At 46.0% G+C, this 19,030-nt stretch carries 17 protein-coding genes and 1 pseudogene; 13 read left to right on the plus strand and 5 right to left on the minus strand.

What is annotated here, in order from left to right; translation table 11 throughout:
* Positions 1–37: 37 nt before the first annotated feature.
* On the minus strand, positions 38–538 hold the full coding sequence (locus tag QUA04_RS23930; protein WP_333261649.1) for a hypothetical protein: 501 nt from the start codon (positions 536–538) through the stop codon (positions 38–40).
* Positions 539–682: 144 nt separating this feature from the next.
* Positions 683–880 carry a helix-turn-helix transcriptional regulator gene (locus QUA04_RS23935; RefSeq protein WP_015177410.1) on the minus strand — a complete coding sequence of 66 codons (198 nt, stop codon included), beginning with the start codon at positions 878–880 and terminating at the stop codon, positions 683–685.
* 173 nt (positions 881–1,053) lie between these two features.
* Here QUA04_RS23935 and QUA04_RS23940 point away from each other — a divergent pair, with 173 nt between their 5' ends.
* From QUA04_RS23940 to QUA04_RS23990, 11 genes and pseudogenes are all read left to right on the plus strand, one after another.
* Positions 1,054–1,263 (plus strand): hypothetical protein, encoded by a 210-nt coding sequence (locus QUA04_RS23940; protein ID WP_332999805.1) that lies wholly within the window; start codon positions 1,054–1,056, stop codon positions 1,261–1,263.
* Positions 1,264–1,550: 287 nt separating this feature from the next.
* Positions 1,551–2,612: pseudogene (locus tag QUA04_RS23945) on the plus strand (ABC transporter ATP-binding protein); the annotation flags it as partial.
* 1,780 nt (positions 2,613–4,392) lie between these two features.
* Complete coding sequence (locus QUA04_RS23950; protein ID WP_333261653.1) at positions 4,393–5,193, plus strand: ABC transporter permease; 801 nt, start codon at positions 4,393–4,395, stop codon at positions 5,191–5,193.
* A 115-nt stretch (positions 5,194–5,308) separates the two neighbouring features.
* A complete protein-coding gene (locus QUA04_RS23955) occupies positions 5,309–6,211 on the plus strand; it encodes an Rpn family recombination-promoting nuclease/putative transposase (protein WP_333261656.1) in 903 nt (300 codons plus the stop codon).
* A gap of 44 nt (positions 6,212–6,255) precedes the next feature.
* The gene (locus QUA04_RS23960) at positions 6,256–8,262 is read left to right on the plus strand and encodes a Gldg family protein (RefSeq protein ID WP_333261659.1); all 2,007 of its coding nucleotides are present in this window, start codon (positions 6,256–6,258) and stop codon (positions 8,260–8,262) included.
* A gap of 260 nt (positions 8,263–8,522) precedes the next feature.
* The gene (locus tag QUA04_RS23965) at positions 8,523–9,161 is read left to right on the plus strand and encodes a DUF4340 domain-containing protein (protein WP_333261662.1); all 639 of its coding nucleotides are present in this window, start codon (positions 8,523–8,525) and stop codon (positions 9,159–9,161) included.
* 257 nt (positions 9,162–9,418) lie between these two features.
* Entirely contained in the window at positions 9,419–10,549 is a 1,131-nt protein-coding gene (locus tag QUA04_RS23970; RefSeq protein WP_333261665.1) for an ABC transporter ATP-binding protein, read from the plus strand.
* Positions 10,522–10,731 carry a hypothetical protein gene (locus QUA04_RS23975; protein ID WP_333261668.1) on the plus strand — a complete coding sequence of 70 codons (210 nt, stop codon included), beginning with the start codon at positions 10,522–10,524 and terminating at the stop codon, positions 10,729–10,731. The genes QUA04_RS23970 and QUA04_RS23975 overlap by 28 nt, the downstream gene beginning before the upstream one ends.
* A gap of 92 nt (positions 10,732–10,823) precedes the next feature.
* Positions 10,824–11,954, plus strand: coding sequence for a spermidine/putrescine ABC transporter substrate-binding protein (locus tag QUA04_RS23980; RefSeq protein ID WP_333261671.1), 1,131 nt, complete (start codon positions 10,824–10,826; stop codon positions 11,952–11,954).
* 154 nt (positions 11,955–12,108) lie between these two features.
* Positions 12,109–13,020 carry an ABC transporter permease gene (locus QUA04_RS23985; RefSeq protein ID WP_333261673.1) on the plus strand — a complete coding sequence of 304 codons (912 nt, stop codon included), beginning with the start codon at positions 12,109–12,111 and terminating at the stop codon, positions 13,018–13,020.
* A gap of 83 nt (positions 13,021–13,103) precedes the next feature.
* Complete coding sequence (locus QUA04_RS23990; protein WP_333261676.1) at positions 13,104–13,949, plus strand: ABC transporter permease; 846 nt, start codon at positions 13,104–13,106, stop codon at positions 13,947–13,949.
* Positions 13,950–14,077: 128 nt separating this feature from the next.
* On the opposite strand, the gene QUA04_RS23995 is transcribed toward QUA04_RS23990, so the two are convergent.
* Positions 14,078–14,893 (minus strand): fatty acid desaturase, encoded by an 816-nt coding sequence (locus QUA04_RS23995; RefSeq protein WP_333261679.1) that lies wholly within the window; start codon positions 14,891–14,893, stop codon positions 14,078–14,080.
* A gap of 359 nt (positions 14,894–15,252) precedes the next feature.
* Positions 15,253–16,065 (minus strand): acyl-CoA desaturase, encoded by an 813-nt coding sequence (locus QUA04_RS24000; RefSeq protein ID WP_333261682.1) that lies wholly within the window; start codon positions 16,063–16,065, stop codon positions 15,253–15,255.
* A gap of 80 nt (positions 16,066–16,145) precedes the next feature.
* On the opposite strand from QUA04_RS24000, the gene QUA04_RS24005 reads away from it, so the two are divergent.
* Entirely contained in the window at positions 16,146–17,378 is a 1,233-nt protein-coding gene (locus QUA04_RS24005) for an aminotransferase class I/II-fold pyridoxal phosphate-dependent enzyme (protein ID WP_333261685.1), read from the plus strand.
* 209 nt (positions 17,379–17,587) lie between these two features.
* Here the strand turns inward: QUA04_RS24005 and QUA04_RS24010 are convergent, their stop codons facing one another.
* Positions 17,588–18,220 (minus strand): Vat family streptogramin A O-acetyltransferase, encoded by a 633-nt coding sequence (locus tag QUA04_RS24010; RefSeq protein ID WP_333261689.1) that lies wholly within the window; start codon positions 18,218–18,220, stop codon positions 17,588–17,590.
* Positions 18,221–18,458: 238 nt separating this feature from the next.
* Here QUA04_RS24010 and QUA04_RS24015 point away from each other — a divergent pair, with 238 nt between their 5' ends.
* Positions 18,459–18,920 (plus strand): GNAT family N-acetyltransferase, encoded by a 462-nt coding sequence (locus QUA04_RS24015; RefSeq protein WP_333261692.1) that lies wholly within the window; start codon positions 18,459–18,461, stop codon positions 18,918–18,920.
* The last annotated feature ends 110 nt before the right edge of the window (positions 18,921–19,030 follow it).

Raw genomic sequence — 19,030 nt, forward strand, 5'->3', positions numbered from 1 at the left:
TTTGATAATTTTCGAGAACGGGTATTAGCTTGCTTCTCTAATTAGATAAAAATATCACCGTAAGTTCTGGAGAACCGTCATTACTATCTAAAGCTTTATATAATGTTGAAACTACATCTTCCAAAAATTTCTCATCGCTGGCGATTTTTTTGTGATTCATGAGTAAAATGTTTACTTTATCTCCTGAAACAAAAGATACTTCAATCACATATTCTATTGTGAGTATTTCATAAGTTGGTGGCCTGGTTGCATTATAAATTAAAGACAGTATTATTAGTATAACTATGCCGATTACCCATATTGGATTGAATTCTCTAAAAACCAAAAACAATCCCACTACACACATAAAAATTATAAACTCAAATGGTACTACATTCTTGTTTTTTATTATGGAGATGCTGTCAGCTTCAGTAACTCTAAAGCCAGTAATATTACGAACGAGATAGACAGCATTTCCTAATCTAACTGTTTTTCTGCTAAAATATAGTTTAGAGGCTTTGAGTAAAATAGTTTGGCGTTGAGGCTGAGTCCGAGCCATAATTTAAAGTTTTCAATTTACTTACTGACTAATGTAGCTTTTGGCATAATCAAATAAAAATTTACTTTGTTGTTGGCTCAATTTCAGCAGCATTAATCGATGTAGCATAGCAAGCGATTGCTCAATTTATCTTAACTCCCCAAGCTAAACTACTAAATCTTCGATCGTGAACTTCAATAAGTCGCACAGGGCTTTCATCTGTGCTGGGTAAAGCTTGGGGACGTGTCTGTCGGTTTCCCAGTTGATGACTGTGGATTCCACCACGTTACACGCTCTTGCCACTTGTATTCGAGTCAAACCTAGACTTTCACGTCTTTCTCTTAGCTTTTGCCCCAGCGTCATTATCTGTCCCGTACTTAGTTCAGTTGATTATGCTTATTCAGTTGACTATATGTAGTTCGTGTCATAATCTAGAGACAGACACAAAGTCTAACAAAGGTCAAAAGCCAGTCCGCGCCCTCGACAAGCATTGAACTGGCTTTGGCTCCAACATTCAAATGGAGACAAATTTAATTATGCCCTACAAACAGCGCCTTAACAGGTGGTTGGTTGTTCGCCTGCTTCCCAATATGCAGCGAATCACTGTGGCCCACTTTTTCAGGCATTCCGATGCTGACGGCTATCTGCGGATCGTCCGGCAGTTAATCCCCAAGGCTCAATTTGTGATTGTTTTTAATGCCGATATCAACCTAGAAACAGCGCCTAACAACATCGAAGGCAGCTAGTGGAGGGTTCGGTTAAGCACGGACTCTACTGGTAGGGTGCGTCAGTTGGTAGCGATTCGATGTACATCGGCTAATCATTTCCGCGCTCCGCACCCTACTACCTAGCGTCTCGCTTCTAAGTCCGATCGACACTTATGATAGATTTGGTTCTTGCCAGACTACACTAGAAGACAAAATCAAATTAGCATTTGCGCCATAAATTCGCTCGACCCGCTGTGCTGGGGGGACTCTGCACTTGGCGGCGTCAATCTAAAATCTAAAATCTAAAATCGCGTGACTTCTGACAAATGATTGAAGTAGAACACTTAAGCAAAACTTACGGTTCGACCGCAGCGATCGCGGACGTGTCTTTTTCGGTCGAATCAGGAGAAATTCTCGGGTTTTTGGGGCCAAACGGCGCTGGCAAAACCACAACCATGCGGATTTTGTCGGGATATTTGCCTGCATCCAGTGGTACGGCCCGCATCGCCGGCCTCGACGTTCACGAAAACTCGATGGCAGTCAGACAGCGCATCGGCTATCTGCCGGAAAACCCGCCACTGTATCCAGAAATGACTGTGGAAGGGTTTCTGTTTTTTGTGGCAAGGATTAAGCAAGTACCTGCGGGCGATCGCGCGCGACGAGTTACCTCCGCGATCGAACGCTGCGGCCTAGTTGATAAACGCAAAGTTTTAATCCGCAAGCTTTCTAAAGGATTTCGGCAGCGCGTCGGTATCGCCCAGGCGATCGTCCACGACCCGCCGGTAATTATCTTAGACGAACCAACCGTCGGCCTCGACCCCCGACAAATCATCGAAGTCCGCAATTTAATCAAAAGTCTTGGCGGCCAGCACACAATCATCCTTTCCACGCACATTCTGCCGGAAGTCAGCATGACTTGCAACCGCGTCACCATCATCAATCGCGGTAAAATCGTCGCTGCGGGTACTCCCGAAAATTTGATGGGAGAGTTGGCCGCCGGAGAGGGTTACGAGCTCGAAGTTGAAGGCGAGGCTGATTTGGTAAACAGTCTGCTGTTGCCTTCTTTGGAAAATGTGCCGGGAGTTCGATCGATCGAATTGATTCCAAGCCAGCAATTTTTAGTGAATCGCTACCGCCTGCGGGCCTTGTGCGAACCGGAAAGAGAACCCGGACGAGAAATTGCTACAGCTATCGTCGCCTCTGGATTTGGGCTGTGCGAAATGCGCCGCTCTCGCGCTACTCTCGAAGATGTGTTTTTAAGGCTGACAGCGGCTGAAAAGAAACCAGAAGAAAATCTGGTTCACAGCGAACCGGAGGTCGATCAAAATCTGCAAGAAGCGGCAGAAATTCAAGACTCGATCGCCGATTCTCATCAATCGGAATCGCAACCGACGATAACGGATTCTCATCAATCAGAATCGCAACCGATTGTGGAAAATCTGCCAGTTTCAGATAGAGAACAGTCTACCTATGATTCTCTTTCACCATCCGAACCAATTGCAGAAACCGTAGAGTTGATCGAGCATCCTCAGTCAGAATCTGAACCAGTTGTCGAATTATCAGAGTCGATCGAGCATCATCAACCAGAACCGATAGTCGAAAATCTGCCCATTGTTTCAGAAACATTAGAGTCGATCGAGCATCATGAACCAGAACCGATAGTCGAAAATCTGCCCATTGTTTCAGAAACCGTAGAGTCGATCGAGCATCGTGAACCAGAACCAATTGTCCAAAATCTAGAAGTTTCAGAAACCGTAGAGTCGATCGAGCATCGTGAACCAGAACCAATTGTCCAAAATCTAGAAGTTTCAGGAACCGTAGAGTCGATCGAGCATCGTGAACCAGAACCAATTGTCCAAAATCTAGAAGTTTCAGAAACCTTAGAGTCGATCAACTATTCTCAACCAGAATCCGAACGAGTTGTCGAAAGGCAAGAGTCGATCGAGCATCATGAACCAGAACCAATTGTCGAAAATCTGGCCGTTGTTTCAGAAACAGTAGAGCCGATCGAGCATCTTCAACCAGAACCGATTATCGAAAATCTGCTGGTTGTCGAAACGCAAGAGTCGATCAACTATTCTCAACCAGAATCCGAATCAGTTGTTGAAAGGCAAGAGTCGATCAACTATTCTCAACCAGAATCCGAACCCATTACAGAAACACCAGAGGAAATAAGCGATTTAGAACCAGAAATGCAACCAGTCGCAGAGTTTCTGGAAACTGTAGAAAGACAAGAGTTGATCGAACATCCTCAACCAGAACCGATGGTCGAAAATCTGCTCATTGTCGAAACAGTAGAGTCGATCGAACATCCTCAACCAGAACCGATAGTCGAAAATCTGCTCATTGTCGAAACAGTAGAGTCGATCGAGCAACCAGAACCCGAACCGATTGTCGAAAATCTGGTCATTGTCGAAACAGTAGAGTCGATCGAGCAACCAGAACCCGAACCGATTGTCGAAAATCTGCTCATTGTCGAAACAGTAGAGTCCATCGAACGTACTCAACCCGAACCGATTGTCGAAAATCTGGTCATTGTCGAAACAGTAGAGTCGATCGAGCATTCTCAACCAGAACCGAGTGTCGAAAATTTGCTCATTGTCGAAACAGTAGAGTCGATCGAGCATTCTCAACCAGAACCGAGTGTCGAAAATCTGCTGATTGTTCAAATGGTAGAGTCGATCGAGCATCCTCAACCAGAATCCGAACCGATTTTAGATACACCAAAGTCGATCGAGCATCCTCAACCAGAACCGGTTGTCGAAAATTTGCTCATTGTCGAAACAGTAGAGTCGATCGAACATCCTCAACCAGAATCCGAACCGATTTTAGATACACCAAAGTCGATCGAGCATTCTCAACCAGAACCCGAACCGATTGTAGATGCACCAAAGTCGATCGAGCATCCTCAACAAGAATCAGAACCGATTGTAGATGCACCAAAGTCGATCGAAGGTTCTCAACCAGAATCCCAACCAGTTGTAAAAAAACGGCCAATTAAAAAAAAGCCACAACCGACTAGCGATTCTCGACCAGAACAGCCACCTATGACCAAAAAGCCGCAAATAGAAAGAAAAAAACAGGATAGCGACGACAGCGAAACACCACCGGCAGGTGACTCAGAATGAACCAATTACCAATGCCCAATTACCCATTCCCAATTCCTAAATGTTAGTAATGATTAGTAATATTGTCGCAATTTACCGCAAAGAACTACAAAGCTATTTTGCCTCGCCATTAGCCTATGCCATCGCAGCAGTCTTTTGGCTAATTACCGGCTACTTTTTAATAGCCATCCTCCTCGCCCCCGACGGGTTAATTCCCCAAATCGGCCAGCGAGACCAAATGGGAATTACCGAACCTCCGATCGACGTAGCCTACGAATTCCTGCAACTATTCCTGCGAATCATGGGTTCCCTTTCCTTGTTCGTACTACCGGTACTCTCAATGGGACTTTACGCAGAAGAACGCAAACGCGGCACCTTAGAACTATTAGCCACATCGCCCTTAACAAACTGGGCCGTTGCTACCGGCAAACTCCTCGGAGTTTTAACATTTTATACCACAATGTTACTGCCCCTGCTGTTCTGCGAGGCGATCGCCCTCAGTTCCTCAACCCCGCCCGTACCCCCCGGAGTTCTTCTGCTAGGACACTGCGGCTTAATCTTACTAGCAGCAGGAGTATTGTCGCTCGGAATGTTTATTTCCTCCCTCACCGACAGCACAATTTTATCAGCCATCCTCACCTTCACTCTAGTATTATTTCTCTGGGTGATCGATGCAGTCGCCGTCAGTATCGGTGGCCCCTTCGGAACGGCATTAGGACATTTGTCGCTCCTAACAAATTACACCAATCTTGTCAAGGGAGTTTTCGATACCAGCAGTTTAATTATGTTTGCCAGTTACATCATTTTAGGAGTATTTCTGACCGCCCAATCCATCGATGCCTTGCGATATCAGCGTTCTTAAAAACATTAGGTAAGGCAGAGACAGAGAAGGTTATTTTTGCCAAAGTAAAAAAAAGGAAAGAGCAAAGGGAAGGTTATTTTTTCCCTGTTAATCATTCTACAAAATACCTCAAACCATGAGATTTATCAATCCCAAAATCGACTTTGCGTTCAAAAAAATATTCGGTTCCAGCGACAGCAAAGACATCCTGATTAATTTTTTAAACGCCATCCTTTATGAAGCACAGCCGGTCATCGAAGACTTAGAAATAATCGACTCCCAAGCAGAACCTCAAACTCTCGCAACCCAAGACACACACCTAGATGTCAAAGCCACAATTAACGGCGGCAGAATCGCCCTAGTTGAACTTCAACTGATCAACGTGCCTTCCTTTGGGAACAGAGTTTTGTACAACGCTGCCAAAAGCTACAGCCAGCAATTAACAGGAAAAGAACGCTACGAAAGACTAAAAACAGTAATTTCTTTGAAAATTGCCGACTTTGAAATGTTTGAAAATCAGCCAGAATTTATGTCGCGGTTTGTTTTCCAAGAAAAAGAGCAACAGTTTGAGTGTCCAGATACTGAAATAGAATTAGTATTTATAGAACTGCCAAAATTTAGCAAGGAATTAGCCGAATTAGAAACAACCGCCGACCAATGGATTTACTTTCTCGAAAATACCAGCACTCTGGAGACAGTACCAGAAACACTCAGTGCAGTTCCCGAAATTCAGAAAGCTTTTAGGATTGCCAGGGAGGAAAACTTCACTCAGGAAGAATTAAATGAATTGCACAAGCAAGAACTGTGGATTGAAGACCAGCAGATTGCCATAGAGATAGCAAGAGAACAGGTGACAAAAACCGCTCAACTCTCGTTAATATTGCGTCAGCTAGTGCGGCGTTTAGGCACAATACAACCGGAAACCGAAAACTGCATCCGTCAATTAGGCGTAGAGCAATTAGAAGAACTAGGAGATGCCGTGCTGGATTTCAACAAGCAGTCAGATTTAACAGCATGGTTGCAGGCTAATGCGATATAGAATAACATCCTCGATCCGGAAATTTTTCCCTCAATATTTACCTTATGAAAATTAGCAAAACAAATTGGAAATACGTTTTTTTGCTGGGCCCCCTCCTCATCGCAGCGGGGGTGACAGCAGCACTTGTATCTGGAGTATGGGACCCCCTGACAGTCGGTTTAGTTATTGCCGGAGCAGTGACGATCGCACTTTGGCTGCTATATTTGAGTTACGAACACAGCTTTTGGGGGCAGCGTTCCACTCAAGCTAGCACCAACGCCCTGATTGCTACCCTCGCTGTCTTTGTGATTCTCGGAGTAATTAACTTCATAGCCGTTCGCTATCCCGTCCGCATCGACTTAACCGAAAGCCAACAATTTACCCTTGCCCCGCAGACTCAACAAATACTGCGAAACCTGCAACAAACAGTCAAAGTTTGGGTATTTGACCCCATCCAAAATCCCCAAATTAAAGAATTGCTGCAAAGCTACAAACGCGAGGGAGGCGAAAAGTTCCAATTCGAGTTTGTTGACCCGCAAGCCCAACCGGGAAAAGCGCGGGAATTTAGTATTACCAGCATCGGAGAAGTTTACCTGCAATCCGGGGACAAAAAACAAGTTCTGCAAAAAGGTGGCACTGCTTTTGGTAGCGACCCAAATCAAGGGCTTTCAGAGATAAAACTTACCAATGGCTTAGAAGAAATCCTGAGCACTCGCGTTGCTACAGTTTACTTTTTGCAAGGCAAAGGAGCCCGCCCGCTAAAGGAAGGTCAAGGCGGAATTCAGCAAGCTGAAAAAGCTCTGAAAGATAAATACTACAACACCCAAACGCTGAATTTGACCGAACGCAAAGAAGTGCCAGAAGATGCAGATGCTTTAATCATTCCGGGGCAGGACAAACCGTTTTCCGATACAGAAATTAAAGCACTAAGAGCTTATCTCGATCGCGGCGGCAGTTTATTTTTAATGGTAGACCCGGCAATTGATACGGGATTGGACAAAATGCTGCAAGAATGGGGCGTCAAACTAGACACCCGTTTGGCCATCGATGCTTCGGGCACTGGTCAAAGATTTGGCCTCGGCCCCACGGTTCCCACCGTCAGGCGCTACGGCGAACATCCGATTACTCAAAGTTTTGGCAACGGTATTTCATTTTATCCGTTTGCGCGTGCTTTGGAAACCTCGCCAGTAGCAGGGATAGAGGAAAAACCCCTGATTTGGACGAGTCAGGAAAGTTGGGCCGAAAGCGATTTGACGACGAGGAAATTGGAGTTTGATCAGAAGACCGATCGACAAGGCCCGCTATTATTAGGTGTAGCTTTAGTTCGATCGTCCACTGACAGCACTCCCTTAAAGCCCTCACCTTCACCTTCACCAACTTCGCCATCGCCTTCACCCCAAGCATCGCCGACAACTTCGCCATCGCCTTCACCCCAAGCATCGCCTTCACCCCAAGCATCGCCGACAACATCACCATCGCCGACAACATCGCCATCGCCGACAACATCACCATCGCCGACAACATCACCATCGCCGACAACATCACCATCGCCGACAACATCGCCATCGCCGACAACATCGCCATCGCCGACAACATCACCAACAGCTTCCCCAATCAGCTATTCGGTGATTGTCTCGCAAGAAGCAACGCCTCCAGCATTACCGACGACTTCGCCAACACCAGCAGCATCTCCCACAGCATCTCCCACAGCATCTCCCACACCGACACCAGAAACATCTCCCACAGCATCTCCCAGAATATCTCCCAGTCCAAAGTCAACTCCTTCTGGGCCTTCAACTCCTAGAAAAACATCGCGAATGGTAGTAATTGGCACATCTCAATTTGTGACTAACGGTTGGTTTGACCAACAACTCAATAGCGACGTGTTTCTCAATTCAGTCAGTTGGTTGAGTAAACCAGACCAGAAAAGCTTTTCTATCAGTCCGAAAAAAGCTACCAACCGCCGTATTAACATGACGGCCCTCCAAGTAGGATTGCTGGTGTTAGCTTGGCTAATTTGGCCTTTACTCGGACTGGGAATTGGCGGCGCTATCTGGTGGAAGAGAAGATAAGTTCGCCAACAAATTCTGTAAGGAATTTAACGGATTTATTTGCCTCTTTCTGGTTTTTCCACCTCTTACCCATTACCAATTCCTAATTCCTAATTTTGTAAGGTGCGCCGAACCGCGCACCTTACCCATTGTCAATTCCTAATACTTCGGCTACGCGAGGGTACAAGTTCCTAATTCTTAATTTCCCTAGGGTACGTCTCTTACCCATTCCCCATACCCCATACCCCATTCCCCATTACCATGCCGAATTCGCTGTTACTATGAAATTGCAGAAAAATACATTAGTATTGATAGCCGTCGCGCTGAGCATGACTGGGTTGGTTGCTTTGTTCGAGATGCAAGTATCTCCGAAACAGGAAGCCGCTAAGGAAGAAAAACAGAAAATTTTTGCTTTTAAATCGGCTCGCGTACAATTCTTTACAGTCAAAACCCCTGAAAAAATCTTGACTTTTGAGCGAGTTTATGCTAGAAAAGGAGGCAAGTCTAGCTGGGAAATGAAATTGCCAGTGCAAGCACACGCAAGTCAGGCATCGGTGGATTTTTTGCTAGACAGGCTGGCAACAGGAAAGAGCGATCGCACGATTAATATTACTGCAGCTCAACTACCCGAATTTGGTCTCGACCAACCCCAAGCTACAGTCACAGTAAAACTGGACAACCAGGAAACTCACCGCCTAGTTTTAGGCAAAACAGACTTTAGCGGCCGCTTCTTGTACGCTCAAGCCGATCCGCCGGAAGCGCCCCCTCAAAATTCAGCCCAAAATTTGCCCGTGCTGTTAGTGCCTTTTGACTTTAAAAATGCCGTCCAACGACCTTTGTCAGAGTGGAAAAAAGCAGAAGAACCCAAAACAGACAAACCGCAAAAACCCTCTCCGACGCCAACTCCTGAGAATAAATAGATGACCAGTCGCTCTGAGATGTTGCACCATTCTCAATAAGCCTTTTATGAACAGGGTTTCGGGCCTGTTCCACAAAGAGTGACTTTTCTTGTGGAACAGGCCAGAAAGCCTGTTGCTGACAATGGTGCGCTCTGGGATAGAATTTAAAGAACAAATCCCAAAACCTGTTACATCCAACATTCCTCACCTAAAATACAGAAAAGTCTAAACTTAAACTGTATTTAAGTGGCGTGCATTACCCCCAGGAAAGGGCGAATATGTTTCAGACAGCACTCAACCAAGGTACGACAGCAACGGATACAGCGCTTGACGTTGAACTCCGCAAGGTCTTTAAGGTATTTAACGGCGAAACCGCAGTCCGCGGAGTTGACCTCAACATCCGCCAAGGAGAATTTTTTAGCATCCTCGGGCCCAGTGGCTGCGGCAAGACTACGACGCTGCGCTTAATCGCTGGGTTCGAGACTCCCTCGGCGGGCGAATTGATGATTCGCGGCCAGTCGATGACCAACACTCCAGCTTACCGCCGTCCGGTAAATACTGTGTTTCAAAGCTACGCTTTGTTCGGACACATGAATGTCTGGGACAATATCGCTTTTGGATTGCGGATCAAAAAGCTGGGAAAAGCAGAAATTGAAGAACGGGTACGGGAAGTTTTGCAATTGGTGAAAATGGAATCTTTCGCCAACAGGTTTCCCGGTCAAATGTCGGGCGGCCAGCAGCAGCGGGTAGCTTTGGCGAGAGCTCTGGTAAATCGACCGGCGGTTTTGCTGCTGGACGAACCTCTGGGTGCTCTGGATTTGAAGTTGCGGAAGCAGATGCAGTTGGAACTGTCGAATTTGCATCAAGAATTGGGTTTGACTTTTGTGATGGTGACTCACGACCAAGAAGAGGCTATGAGTCTGTCTGACCGGATTGCTGTGATGCACGAGGGGAGGATTGAGCAAATTGGCTCTCCTGAAGAAATTTATGAGTGCCCGCAGACGGCTTTTGTGGCGGATTTTATTGGCGATACGAATTTGTTTGCGGGTACGGTAGAATCGATCGACCGATCGACTATCACAGTTCGCACATCAGCCAATCTGAAAATAATTGTTCAGCAGTCGGATATGTGGAATGGTGTCACAGGCGACTCTGTTGTGGTCAGCGTTCGGCCGGAAAAAGTATATTTGAATCTCTACCAGCCGGAAGTGTCGGTCAACTGTTTTGAAGGGCGGCTCAAAAATACTATGTACATGGGCACGCACGTTCATTACGTGGTTGAGTTGGCGTCGGGCGATAAAATTACAGTGCGCCAGCCAAATACCGGCGGTTCTTTCCCAGATCCGCACACGCCGATTTACGCTTACTGGGGAACTACTGATTGTCTCGCTTTGACCGATCGAGCATAATTACGAAGGAAGTTCGGCAACGAACAGGCGATCGAGATTTAACGGATGTCACGGAGGTCGGGAAGTTCGGCAACGAGCGGTGTACCGGATTTAACGGATTTAACGGATGGATGTTGCAGGAAAGTTCGGCAACGAACAGTGTACGGGATTTAACGGATTTAATCGAATTTCCCAATCCCTAATTGCCCAATCTAAAATCTAAAATCTAAAATCGAATTTCCCAATCCCCAATTCCCCAATCTAAAATCTAAAATCTAAAATCTAAAATCTAACTGTGCCTCCGACTAACTTACCAATTTCCAGGATTTTCCCGGCTAATTCTACACGCCGTCAGTTCCTAAAAAATTCGGCGGCGACAATTTCCGGGTTAGCTCTTTCGAGTTGTGGCTGGCGACTTGCAGACGTACAATCTGCTCCTCCCGTCAAAGGTTCGGCCGACAAACTTTACATCTATACTTGGGCAGGCTATACCGATGAAGCTTTGCTCGATCGCTTTGCCGAAAAAACCGGCATTCGCGTAGTTGCAGATGTATTTGACTCCAATGAGGCGATGTTGGCTAGAGTTCAAGCTGGCGGTGGCCGGGCCTACAGCATCATTTACCCGTCTGACTACATGGTGATTCAGATGACGGAACTGGGGCTGTTGACCCCATTAGACCACTCGATTTTGGGCGGACTCGATCGGCTCAAAAAACAGTTCCAAAACCCTGTTTATGACCCAGGAAACCGCTACAGCGTACCTTTGAGTTGGGGAACCACAGGCTTAATTTACAACAGCGAACAACTCAAAGAAGAGCCCGAAGATTGGGACTATTTGTGGCAGCATAAACAGGAGTTAGCAAAGCGAATGACGCTGGCAAATGATGTTCGAGAAGTGATGGGTGCTGCGCTGCGTATGTTGGGCTATTCTCTCAATTCTACGAACCAAGAGCAAGTGAAACAAGCTTACGAAAAGTTGGTTGAACTCAAACCGGCGATCGCATCTTTTACCACTGATGCTTGGCGGCCGCAAATGCTGACGGGGGATTTGAAGGTAGCTATGTGTTATTCTTCTGATGCTAATGAGGTAATTCCAGATAATGACAAATTGCGCTATGTTGTGCCAAAAAGCGGTTCTTCTCTGTGGACTGACACTTTAGTAATTCCTAAAGGTGCTCCCAATCCAGAAGCAGCTTATAAGTGGATTAACTTTATGCTGCAAGCCGATGTCGCTGCTTCTTTAGTAGAACGGCTCAGTTTCTCAACTCCTTCGGAAGATGCTTTTAGTTTGCTGACGCCGGAAGTCCGCGAAAATGAAATTCTTTTCCCTTCTGAGGCTACTTTGAAAAATTGCGAAGGTGTTGCTCCGGTAGGAAAATTTATAGACGTGTACGATCGCTATTGGACTAAATTAACCAGCGGCTAATCATCAAACTTAGGGCGGGTTTTACACGCAATCTCTTATTCTAACCCAATATTTACATCAACCCGCCCCCCTACAGCCGATCGCCCACTCTATCTGTATTATATCCGCGTTAATCCGCGTTCTTCAGCGGTTAAAAACTCAAAAAAATTGCTCTATGGCTGTTTCAACTAGAACTCCCCCTCCTATTCCTCCCAATTCTTCTTTGAAGGCTGAAACTGTTTCCCCGTGGTCAGCGTGGACAGGCCCGCTGGCATTGCTCGGCCCTTCTGGCTTGTTGCTGCTTTTATTATTAGTCATACCAACTCTGGTGATTTTTCAGCTTAGTTTGGTGCCGAATATTAAGCCAGGAGATTTGGTGAATCCTTCGGGGATCGGCAATTACCTGCGAGTGTTTGAGCCGCTGAATTTGCAGGTGATGGGTCGATCGCTCTTTTTCGCAACGGGGACTACTATTCTGTGTTTGCTGCTGGGATTTCCCGTGGCTTACTGGATCGCCCTCAATGTCTCGAAAAAGTGGCGGAATTTAACTTTGTTAGGCTTTGTGTTGCCGCTGTGGACTTCTTCGCTGTTGCGATCGTATGCTTGGATTACAATTCTGCGTCCTACGGGGGTTCTCAACTCGCTGCTGGCACTTGTAGGCATTCCTCCTCTGGAATTGCTTAATCAAAGTTCCGCAGTTTTAATCGGTATGGCTTACAGTTATTTGCCTTATATCGTGACAATTCTCTACGCTTCTTTGGAAAAGTTAGACCGCAGGTTGCTAGAAGCATCTCAGGATTTGGGCGCGAATCCGGTGGAAACTTTCTGGAAAGTGACAGTACCTCAGACGATGCCGGGAATTGCTGCGGGTTCTTTGCTAGTATTTATTAGCTGTTTGGGCGATTTTGTCGATCCAGAGTTGCTCGGTGGAGCTTCTAGTATGACGGCGGCTCGTTTAATTTACAATCAGTTTTTGGGGGCGACTCAAAATTGGGGGCTGGGGTCGGCTCTGAGTATGGTATTAATCTTTGTAGTGAGTATAGGAATTGCCCTTTTACTCAAATATGGCGATCGTAATGCAATTTAGGATGTTGAAGGAAGAAGCAAGAAGGAAGAAAACAATCCTAACCTATTACCAATTACCCATTACCAATTACCGATTACCGAGAAATGGAAAATACCGCCGACAATCCACAGGAGGAAATACAAGCCGATATGTACTTAAAACCTAAATTTAAGATTTCTTGGCAGGTAATATTTGCCGTTTTGATGTTTTTTTATATGTACCTGCCAATCCTGGTACTCACATTTTACAGCTTTAACAAATCGCGTTTTAGCGCCGGCTGGGAAGGATTTACTTTAGATTGGTACGTTAAATTATTTAGCGATACGCGGATTTTAGTTGCCCTGAGAAACAGTTTAACAGTTGCTGTTTGTGCAGTTGCAATCTCTGCTGTACTCGGCACTTTGATGGCAGTTGGTTTAGCCCGCTACCGCTTTCCTGGTAAGAGTTTATATCAGGGAGTTTCCTACTTGCCGATTATTATTCCAGATATTGCGACCGCAGTTGCTACTCTGGTATTTTTAGCAGCGCTGGCTATTCCTCTGAGTTTGTGGACAATTGTCGCCGCTCACATTGTGTTTTGTCTGGCTTACATCGCCCTCGCTGTTTCAACTAGATTGGCAGATTTAAACCCGTATTTAGAAGAGGCTGCCTTGGATTTGGGTGCAACGCCTGTTGAGGCTTTTATTCAGGTTTTGCTCCCTCAATTAATACCCGGAATTGTTTCTGGTTGTCTGCTTTCTTTTGTCCTCAGCATGGACGATTTTTTAATTGCGAGTTTTACCGCAGGTAGCGGGACTACAACTCTGCCGATGGAAATTTTTAGCCGGATTCGGACTGGGGTGAAACCTGATATTAATGCTCTCAGCGTGCTGTTGATAGTAGGTTCGGGAGGATTGGCATTTTTAGCGGAATATTTGCGCGGCCGGGGCGAGCAAAAACGGGCTCATTAGTCATTGGTCATTGGTCATTGGTTATTACTCACCAAAAAACCCGGTTTCTCACAGAAACCGGGTTTCTGAAGCGGTAAGGTGCGCCATAAGCGCCCTACAGAGCTTCTGCATCTAGGACCCAATTGCTGCTACTTGGCTGGTAATTTCACTTTAGTAGCCAAACCTAGTGCTTCCAAAACTTGAATAGTCATCCAAGTGAAGTCAACCTCCCACCATTCCATTCCGTGACGCGCAGAGTATTGATAAGCATGGTGGTTGTTGTGCCAGCCTTCACCGTAAGTCAAGACAGCCACCCACCAACAGTTAGTAGAACTATCGTTTGTTTCGTAGGTGCGGTAGCCAAATTTGTGAGTGGCGCTGTTTACAAACCAGGTGCAGTGATACACCAAAACTAAGCGTACAAAAATTACCCACACTACAAACGGCCAGCCTGCTGCTAAGTAAAGCAAGACGCCAAAGACGATTTGCATCGGGAGAAAGTAGTTTTGCAAAAATTGGTAAAATGGGTCGCTTGAAATGTCTTTTGTGCAGCGGGCAATTTCAGCGTGAGCTGGACCTTTATATAGCATCCAGCCGATGTGACTCCACCAAAAACCCTTTTGGGCATTGTGAGGGTCGAGCGCATTTTGGTCAGAGTTGGTGTGGTGCAATCGGTGCAGCCCAACCCAATCAATTATTCCTCCTTGACAGGCAAGGGCTCCGCAAAATGCTAGAAAATATTCTACGAATTTTGGTGCCTGAAAACTGCGGTGGGTGAGCATACGATGCCATCCGAGAGTTATTCCCAAACCGCCGGTTATCCAGTGCATGAATACTGTTAAACCAACTGCTGTCCAATTGAAGTTACTGGGTAGCAGTGCGAACAAAGCGCCGATATGAAGTCCTGCTAAACTAATAACGTGCTTCCAATTGTATTGGAGTTTTTCTTGCGTTGCAATTGTCATTCTCTTTTTGATTTCTGATGAGATGCCGAGCTAGATTCACGCATAATAGTTGGGATTGAGCAGTGAACTTTTTTGCTGCATTCTTGCCCAAACTAATAAAGAATCAATGATAGATTTGGGATTAGGATTGAAAAAGATTTACGGTTGTATTTTGAAAATAAAAAATTTGGCTGCCAAACAAAATTTTTTGTTCCCAATTATATTATAACTGATTCTGGTTTTGGTTGGGTCGATCGCACCACAGGATTCGAGCTTACTTCAACCCAACCTATACCGATCGCAAAAAACAGGATTAGGCATTGGTCACTAGCCATTAGTCCAGAACTGATGACCGACAACCAATGACTAATTGCCGATCGCTATTTTTCTGCTAATTTCACTTTGGTTGCCAAACCCAGCGATTGCAGCAATTGAATTGTCATCCAGGTGAAGTCGATTTCCCACCATTGAAGACCGTGGCGAGCCGAGTATTGAAAGGCGTGGTGGTTGTTGTGCCAGCCTTCGCCGTAGGTGAGCAGAGCCACCCACCAACAGTTCGTCGAGCGATCGCCCGACTCGTAGGTGCGGTAGCCGAATTTGTGGGTAGCGCTGTTAACCAGCCAAGTGCAGTGGAACACCACCACGATCCGCATAAACACGCCCCAAACCACGAAAGACCAGCCGCCTAATAAATAAAGCAACACACCGAAGACAACTTGGATGGGGATAAAATATGCTTGGAGAAACTTGTATACTGGGTCGTCGCCGATGTCTTTAGTAAAGCGGGGGATTTCAACTCTGATCGGGAGATCCGAGAGCATCCAGCCCATGTGGCTCCACCAGAAGCCTTGATTGGAATCGTGGGGATCTGTTTCGGTGTCGGAATGTATGTGGTGTAACCGGTGCATTCCTACCCAGTCGATCGGGCCACCTTCACAGGAAAGGGTACCGCAAATAACTAGAAAATACTCTAGCCATTTCGGTGTTTGAAAACTGCGGTGGGTGACGAGGCGGTGAAATCCGAGAGTAATTCCTAAACCACCTGTTACCCAATGCAGGAATACTGCTAGCCCGACCGCAGACCAGCTAAAATTACTCGGCAGCAAAGCAAATAAAGCACCGATGTGCAGAAAGGCCATAAAGCCTACGACAGGCCAATCAGGAGAAGTTTTTTTGGAAGTTGCAATCGTCATGAATATATTATGTTTACAAACTAGGGGCCGCATCTACGCCATAATGAACAGCGCGCACGCAAAGGGTGAGCGAGGTATAGATGAATAGCGTTTCACGGCTACAGGAAGCAGAACAGGCACTCTTTCAGATTTTTTCTGGTATTGACACTACAGTCAAGCAAAATCTTCAAAGAGTCTTAAAAGCTTTTCGCAGCCACCGGGTTGGAGTCCACCATTTTGCAGGGGTTACGGGTTACGGCCACGATGATTTGGGTCGAGAAACTTTGGACGGGCTATTTGCCGAAGTGGTAGGGGCAGAGGCCGCGGCTGTCCGGGTACAGTTTGTTTCAGGTACTCACGCGATCGCCTGTGCTCTTTTTGGCATCCTGCGTCCTGGTGACGAAATGTTGGCAGTGGCTGGTTCTCCCTACGATACTTTAGAAGAAGTGATCGGCTTGCGGGGGCAAGGTCAAGGTTCACTTGTTGAGTTTGGCATTAGTTACCGTGAGTTGCCTCTAACTCGCGAAGGAAGTGTGGATTGGCACGCACTGAGCTCTACTATTTCAGCAAAGACTCGCCTGGTTTTTATCCAGCGCTCTTGCGGCTATTCTTGGCGGTCGAGTTTGTCTATTTCTGAGATTGAAAAAATCGTCGCCATAGTCAAACATCAGAATCCTAACACAATTTGCTTTGTTGATAATTGTTACGGCGAGTTTGTTGATGATTGCGAACCTACTGCGGTGGGTGCGGATCTGATGGCTGGTTCTTTAATCAAAAATCCGGGGGGTACGATCGTCCCTGCGGGCGGTTACGTGGCCGGGAGGGCTGATTTAGTCGAGGCGGCAACTTGTCGCTTGACGGCACCGGGAATTGGCAGCAGCGGCGGCGCAACTTTTGATTTGAATCGGTTGCTGTTTCAGGGTTTGTTTATGGCTCCCGGTTGTGTGGGGGAGGCGATGAAGGGAAATCATTTGACGGCTTATGTTTTTTATAAGTTGGGTTATCGAGTGAATCCTATGCCTTTGGCTAGAAGACGAGATGTGATTCAGGCGATCGAATTCGGTTCTGCTGATAAGTTAATTGCTTTTTGTCGCGCCGTTCAGCGAAATTCCCCCGTCGGTTCCTATTTAGATCCGGTGCCGGCTCCGATGCACGGGTATGAAAGTCAGTTAGTGATGGCTGGGGGTACTTTTATTGATGGGAGTACGTCGGAGTTTTCGGCTGACGGGCCTCTGCGGGAGCCTTACGTGGCTTTTTGTCAGGGGGGGACTCATTGGACTCATGTATCGATCGCCCTGGAGGATGCGATCGAGGCTGTGGGCCCGGCTAAGTAAGTTGTAGGGGCGGTGCGGTACGGGGGCTCCCTGGGTTTGCATGGTGATTTTTGGGGATTTTTTGACCGCAGATGCAGGCAGATTGACGCTGATGAACGCAGATTAGAAGATCTCTCCGGGATCGGCTGCTGGGAGTTTGCTCGCCTTCAATCGCGCCGGAACCGGTACTCAGCATCAGAGTTAAAATTAATATCGCTGTATTTGCGAGTTTACTCGGCTTTTTTGAGTGCTTGAATATCGCCTTGCATAATTATGCTAACATTGCGCGAAATCTTGTCTATTTCCCAATCCCACCACCTAATTTCTAATAGTTGTGCTACTTCAGCATCGCTAAAACGCTGTTTGATTGGATGGGCGGGGTTTCCACCGACAACGGTGTAAGCGGGAATGTCTTTTACTACAACGGATTTGGCAGCAATGACGGCACCGTCGCCGATTTTGACTCCGGGCATAATCAGCGATTCATAGCCGATCCACACATCATTGCCAATGACGGTATCGCCTTTACTTGGCAGTTCCATTAATAAATTCATGGCAGTTTCCCAACCATTACCAAAAACCGGAAAAGGATAAGTTGAAATGCCGTCGAGTTTGTGATTTGCACCGTTCATGATTAATTTGACGTTGGTGGCGATCGCACAAAATTTGCCAATAATTAATCGATCGTTTCCGTAGTTATAAAGTACATTTTTTTCAAAGTTTTCTGGATCTATTGGATCGTCGTAATATGAGTAATCGCCGACGATAATGTTGGGGGATTTAATAAAGTTTTTGATGAAGCATACGCGCCGCTGATCGGCCATCGGATAGGGTCGATTTGGATCGGGCCCAATTTGTGTCATAAGTTTCAAGCTTTATTCGTTAAGGGGCTGGGTTGATGTACTGTTAATCCGAGTTAGGTTTGCTTCTGCTTCCTTAACATAGAGTGATAGAGTTTGTCAAGGGGGGTGGTAGAGAAAATTTGGGTCGATCGCCCTGGAAGAAATGAGCCAAAATGGTAAAAGCCAACATCCATCCGTGTTGCGAAGCGCTTAAAAATCCCAAATTAATATTAAAGAAGCGATCGCAGTGAGAAAATTTATGAGAGTACGAACCTACGAAATCGGTGATACCGAACAAATTGTAAAACTGTTTTACGACACGGTACACGAAGTAAACATCCGCGATTACACACAAGCACAAGTAGATGCTTGGGCACCAGCAGATATGGATATCGAAAGTTGGACTAAAAGTTTAAGCAGTAAATTTACTTTCGTAGCAGAAGAGGGTGAGAAAATTGCAGGTTTTGGGGAATTAGAAGCAAGCGGCCATATCGATCGCTTTTACTGTCATCAAGATTTTCAAAGGCAAGGAGTCGGCAGGCTAATTTTAAAACAAATTGAGTCAAAAGCCAAAAACTTAGGAATTAACAAGTTATTTACCGAAGCCAGCATTACAGCTCGACCTTTTTTTGAAAGCCAGGAATTTATGGTGATTACAAAACAAGAAGTAGAACGCAGAGGACAAAAATTCATCAACTTTGCGATGGAAAAAAATAGATAAACAACGATTTGTGTAAAATTAGATCGAAGAGTTTTATACCAATTTTATGTGAAGTTGCATATAATAGAGAGATAGCTTGTATGGTGCGTTTATGAGTCGTAGTTTAAAAA

This window comes from Microcoleus sp. S13_C5, from assembly GCF_036700845.1.
In the GTDB taxonomy this organism is placed as follows: Bacteria; Cyanobacteriota; Cyanobacteriia; order Cyanobacteriales; family Microcoleaceae; genus Microcoleus.

What these genes read in the sequence shown, in the direction of transcription:
- QUA04_RS24015 (WP_333261692.1), top strand. Translation starts at nt 18,459, where the DNA reads ATGAGAGTACGAACCTACGAAATCGGTGATACCGAACAAATTGTAAAA.
- QUA04_RS23995 (WP_333261679.1), bottom strand. Translation starts at nt 14,893, where the DNA reads ATGACAATTGCAACGCAAGAAAAACTCCAATACAATTGGAAGCACGTT.
- QUA04_RS23985 (WP_333261673.1), top strand. Translation starts at nt 12,109, where the DNA reads ATGGCTGTTTCAACTAGAACTCCCCCTCCTATTCCTCCCAATTCTTCT.
- QUA04_RS23965 (WP_333261662.1), top strand. Translation starts at nt 8,523, where the DNA reads ATGAAATTGCAGAAAAATACATTAGTATTGATAGCCGTCGCGCTGAGC.
- QUA04_RS23970 (WP_333261665.1), top strand. Translation starts at nt 9,419, where the DNA reads ATGTTTCAGACAGCACTCAACCAAGGTACGACAGCAACGGATACAGCG.
- QUA04_RS23935 (WP_015177410.1), bottom strand. Translation starts at nt 880, where the DNA reads ATGACGCTGGGGCAAAAGCTAAGAGAAAGACGTGAAAGTCTAGGTTTG.
- QUA04_RS23990 (WP_333261676.1), top strand. Translation starts at nt 13,104, where the DNA reads ATGGAAAATACCGCCGACAATCCACAGGAGGAAATACAAGCCGATATG.
- QUA04_RS24010 (WP_333261689.1), bottom strand. Translation starts at nt 18,220, where the DNA reads ATGACACAAATTGGGCCCGATCCAAATCGACCCTATCCGATGGCCGAT.
- QUA04_RS23960 (WP_333261659.1), top strand. Translation starts at nt 6,256, where the DNA reads ATGAAAATTAGCAAAACAAATTGGAAATACGTTTTTTTGCTGGGCCCC.
- QUA04_RS23955 (WP_333261656.1), top strand. Translation starts at nt 5,309, where the DNA reads ATGAGATTTATCAATCCCAAAATCGACTTTGCGTTCAAAAAAATATTC.
- QUA04_RS23940 (WP_332999805.1), top strand. Translation starts at nt 1,054, where the DNA reads ATGCCCTACAAACAGCGCCTTAACAGGTGGTTGGTTGTTCGCCTGCTT.
- QUA04_RS24000 (WP_333261682.1), bottom strand. Translation starts at nt 16,065, where the DNA reads ATGACGATTGCAACTTCCAAAAAAACTTCTCCTGATTGGCCTGTCGTA.
- QUA04_RS23930 (WP_333261649.1), bottom strand. Translation starts at nt 538, where the DNA reads ATGGCTCGGACTCAGCCTCAACGCCAAACTATTTTACTCAAAGCCTCT.
- QUA04_RS24005 (WP_333261685.1), top strand. Translation starts at nt 16,146, where the DNA reads ATGAATAGCGTTTCACGGCTACAGGAAGCAGAACAGGCACTCTTTCAG.
- QUA04_RS23950 (WP_333261653.1), top strand. Translation starts at nt 4,393, where the DNA reads ATGTTAGTAATGATTAGTAATATTGTCGCAATTTACCGCAAAGAACTA.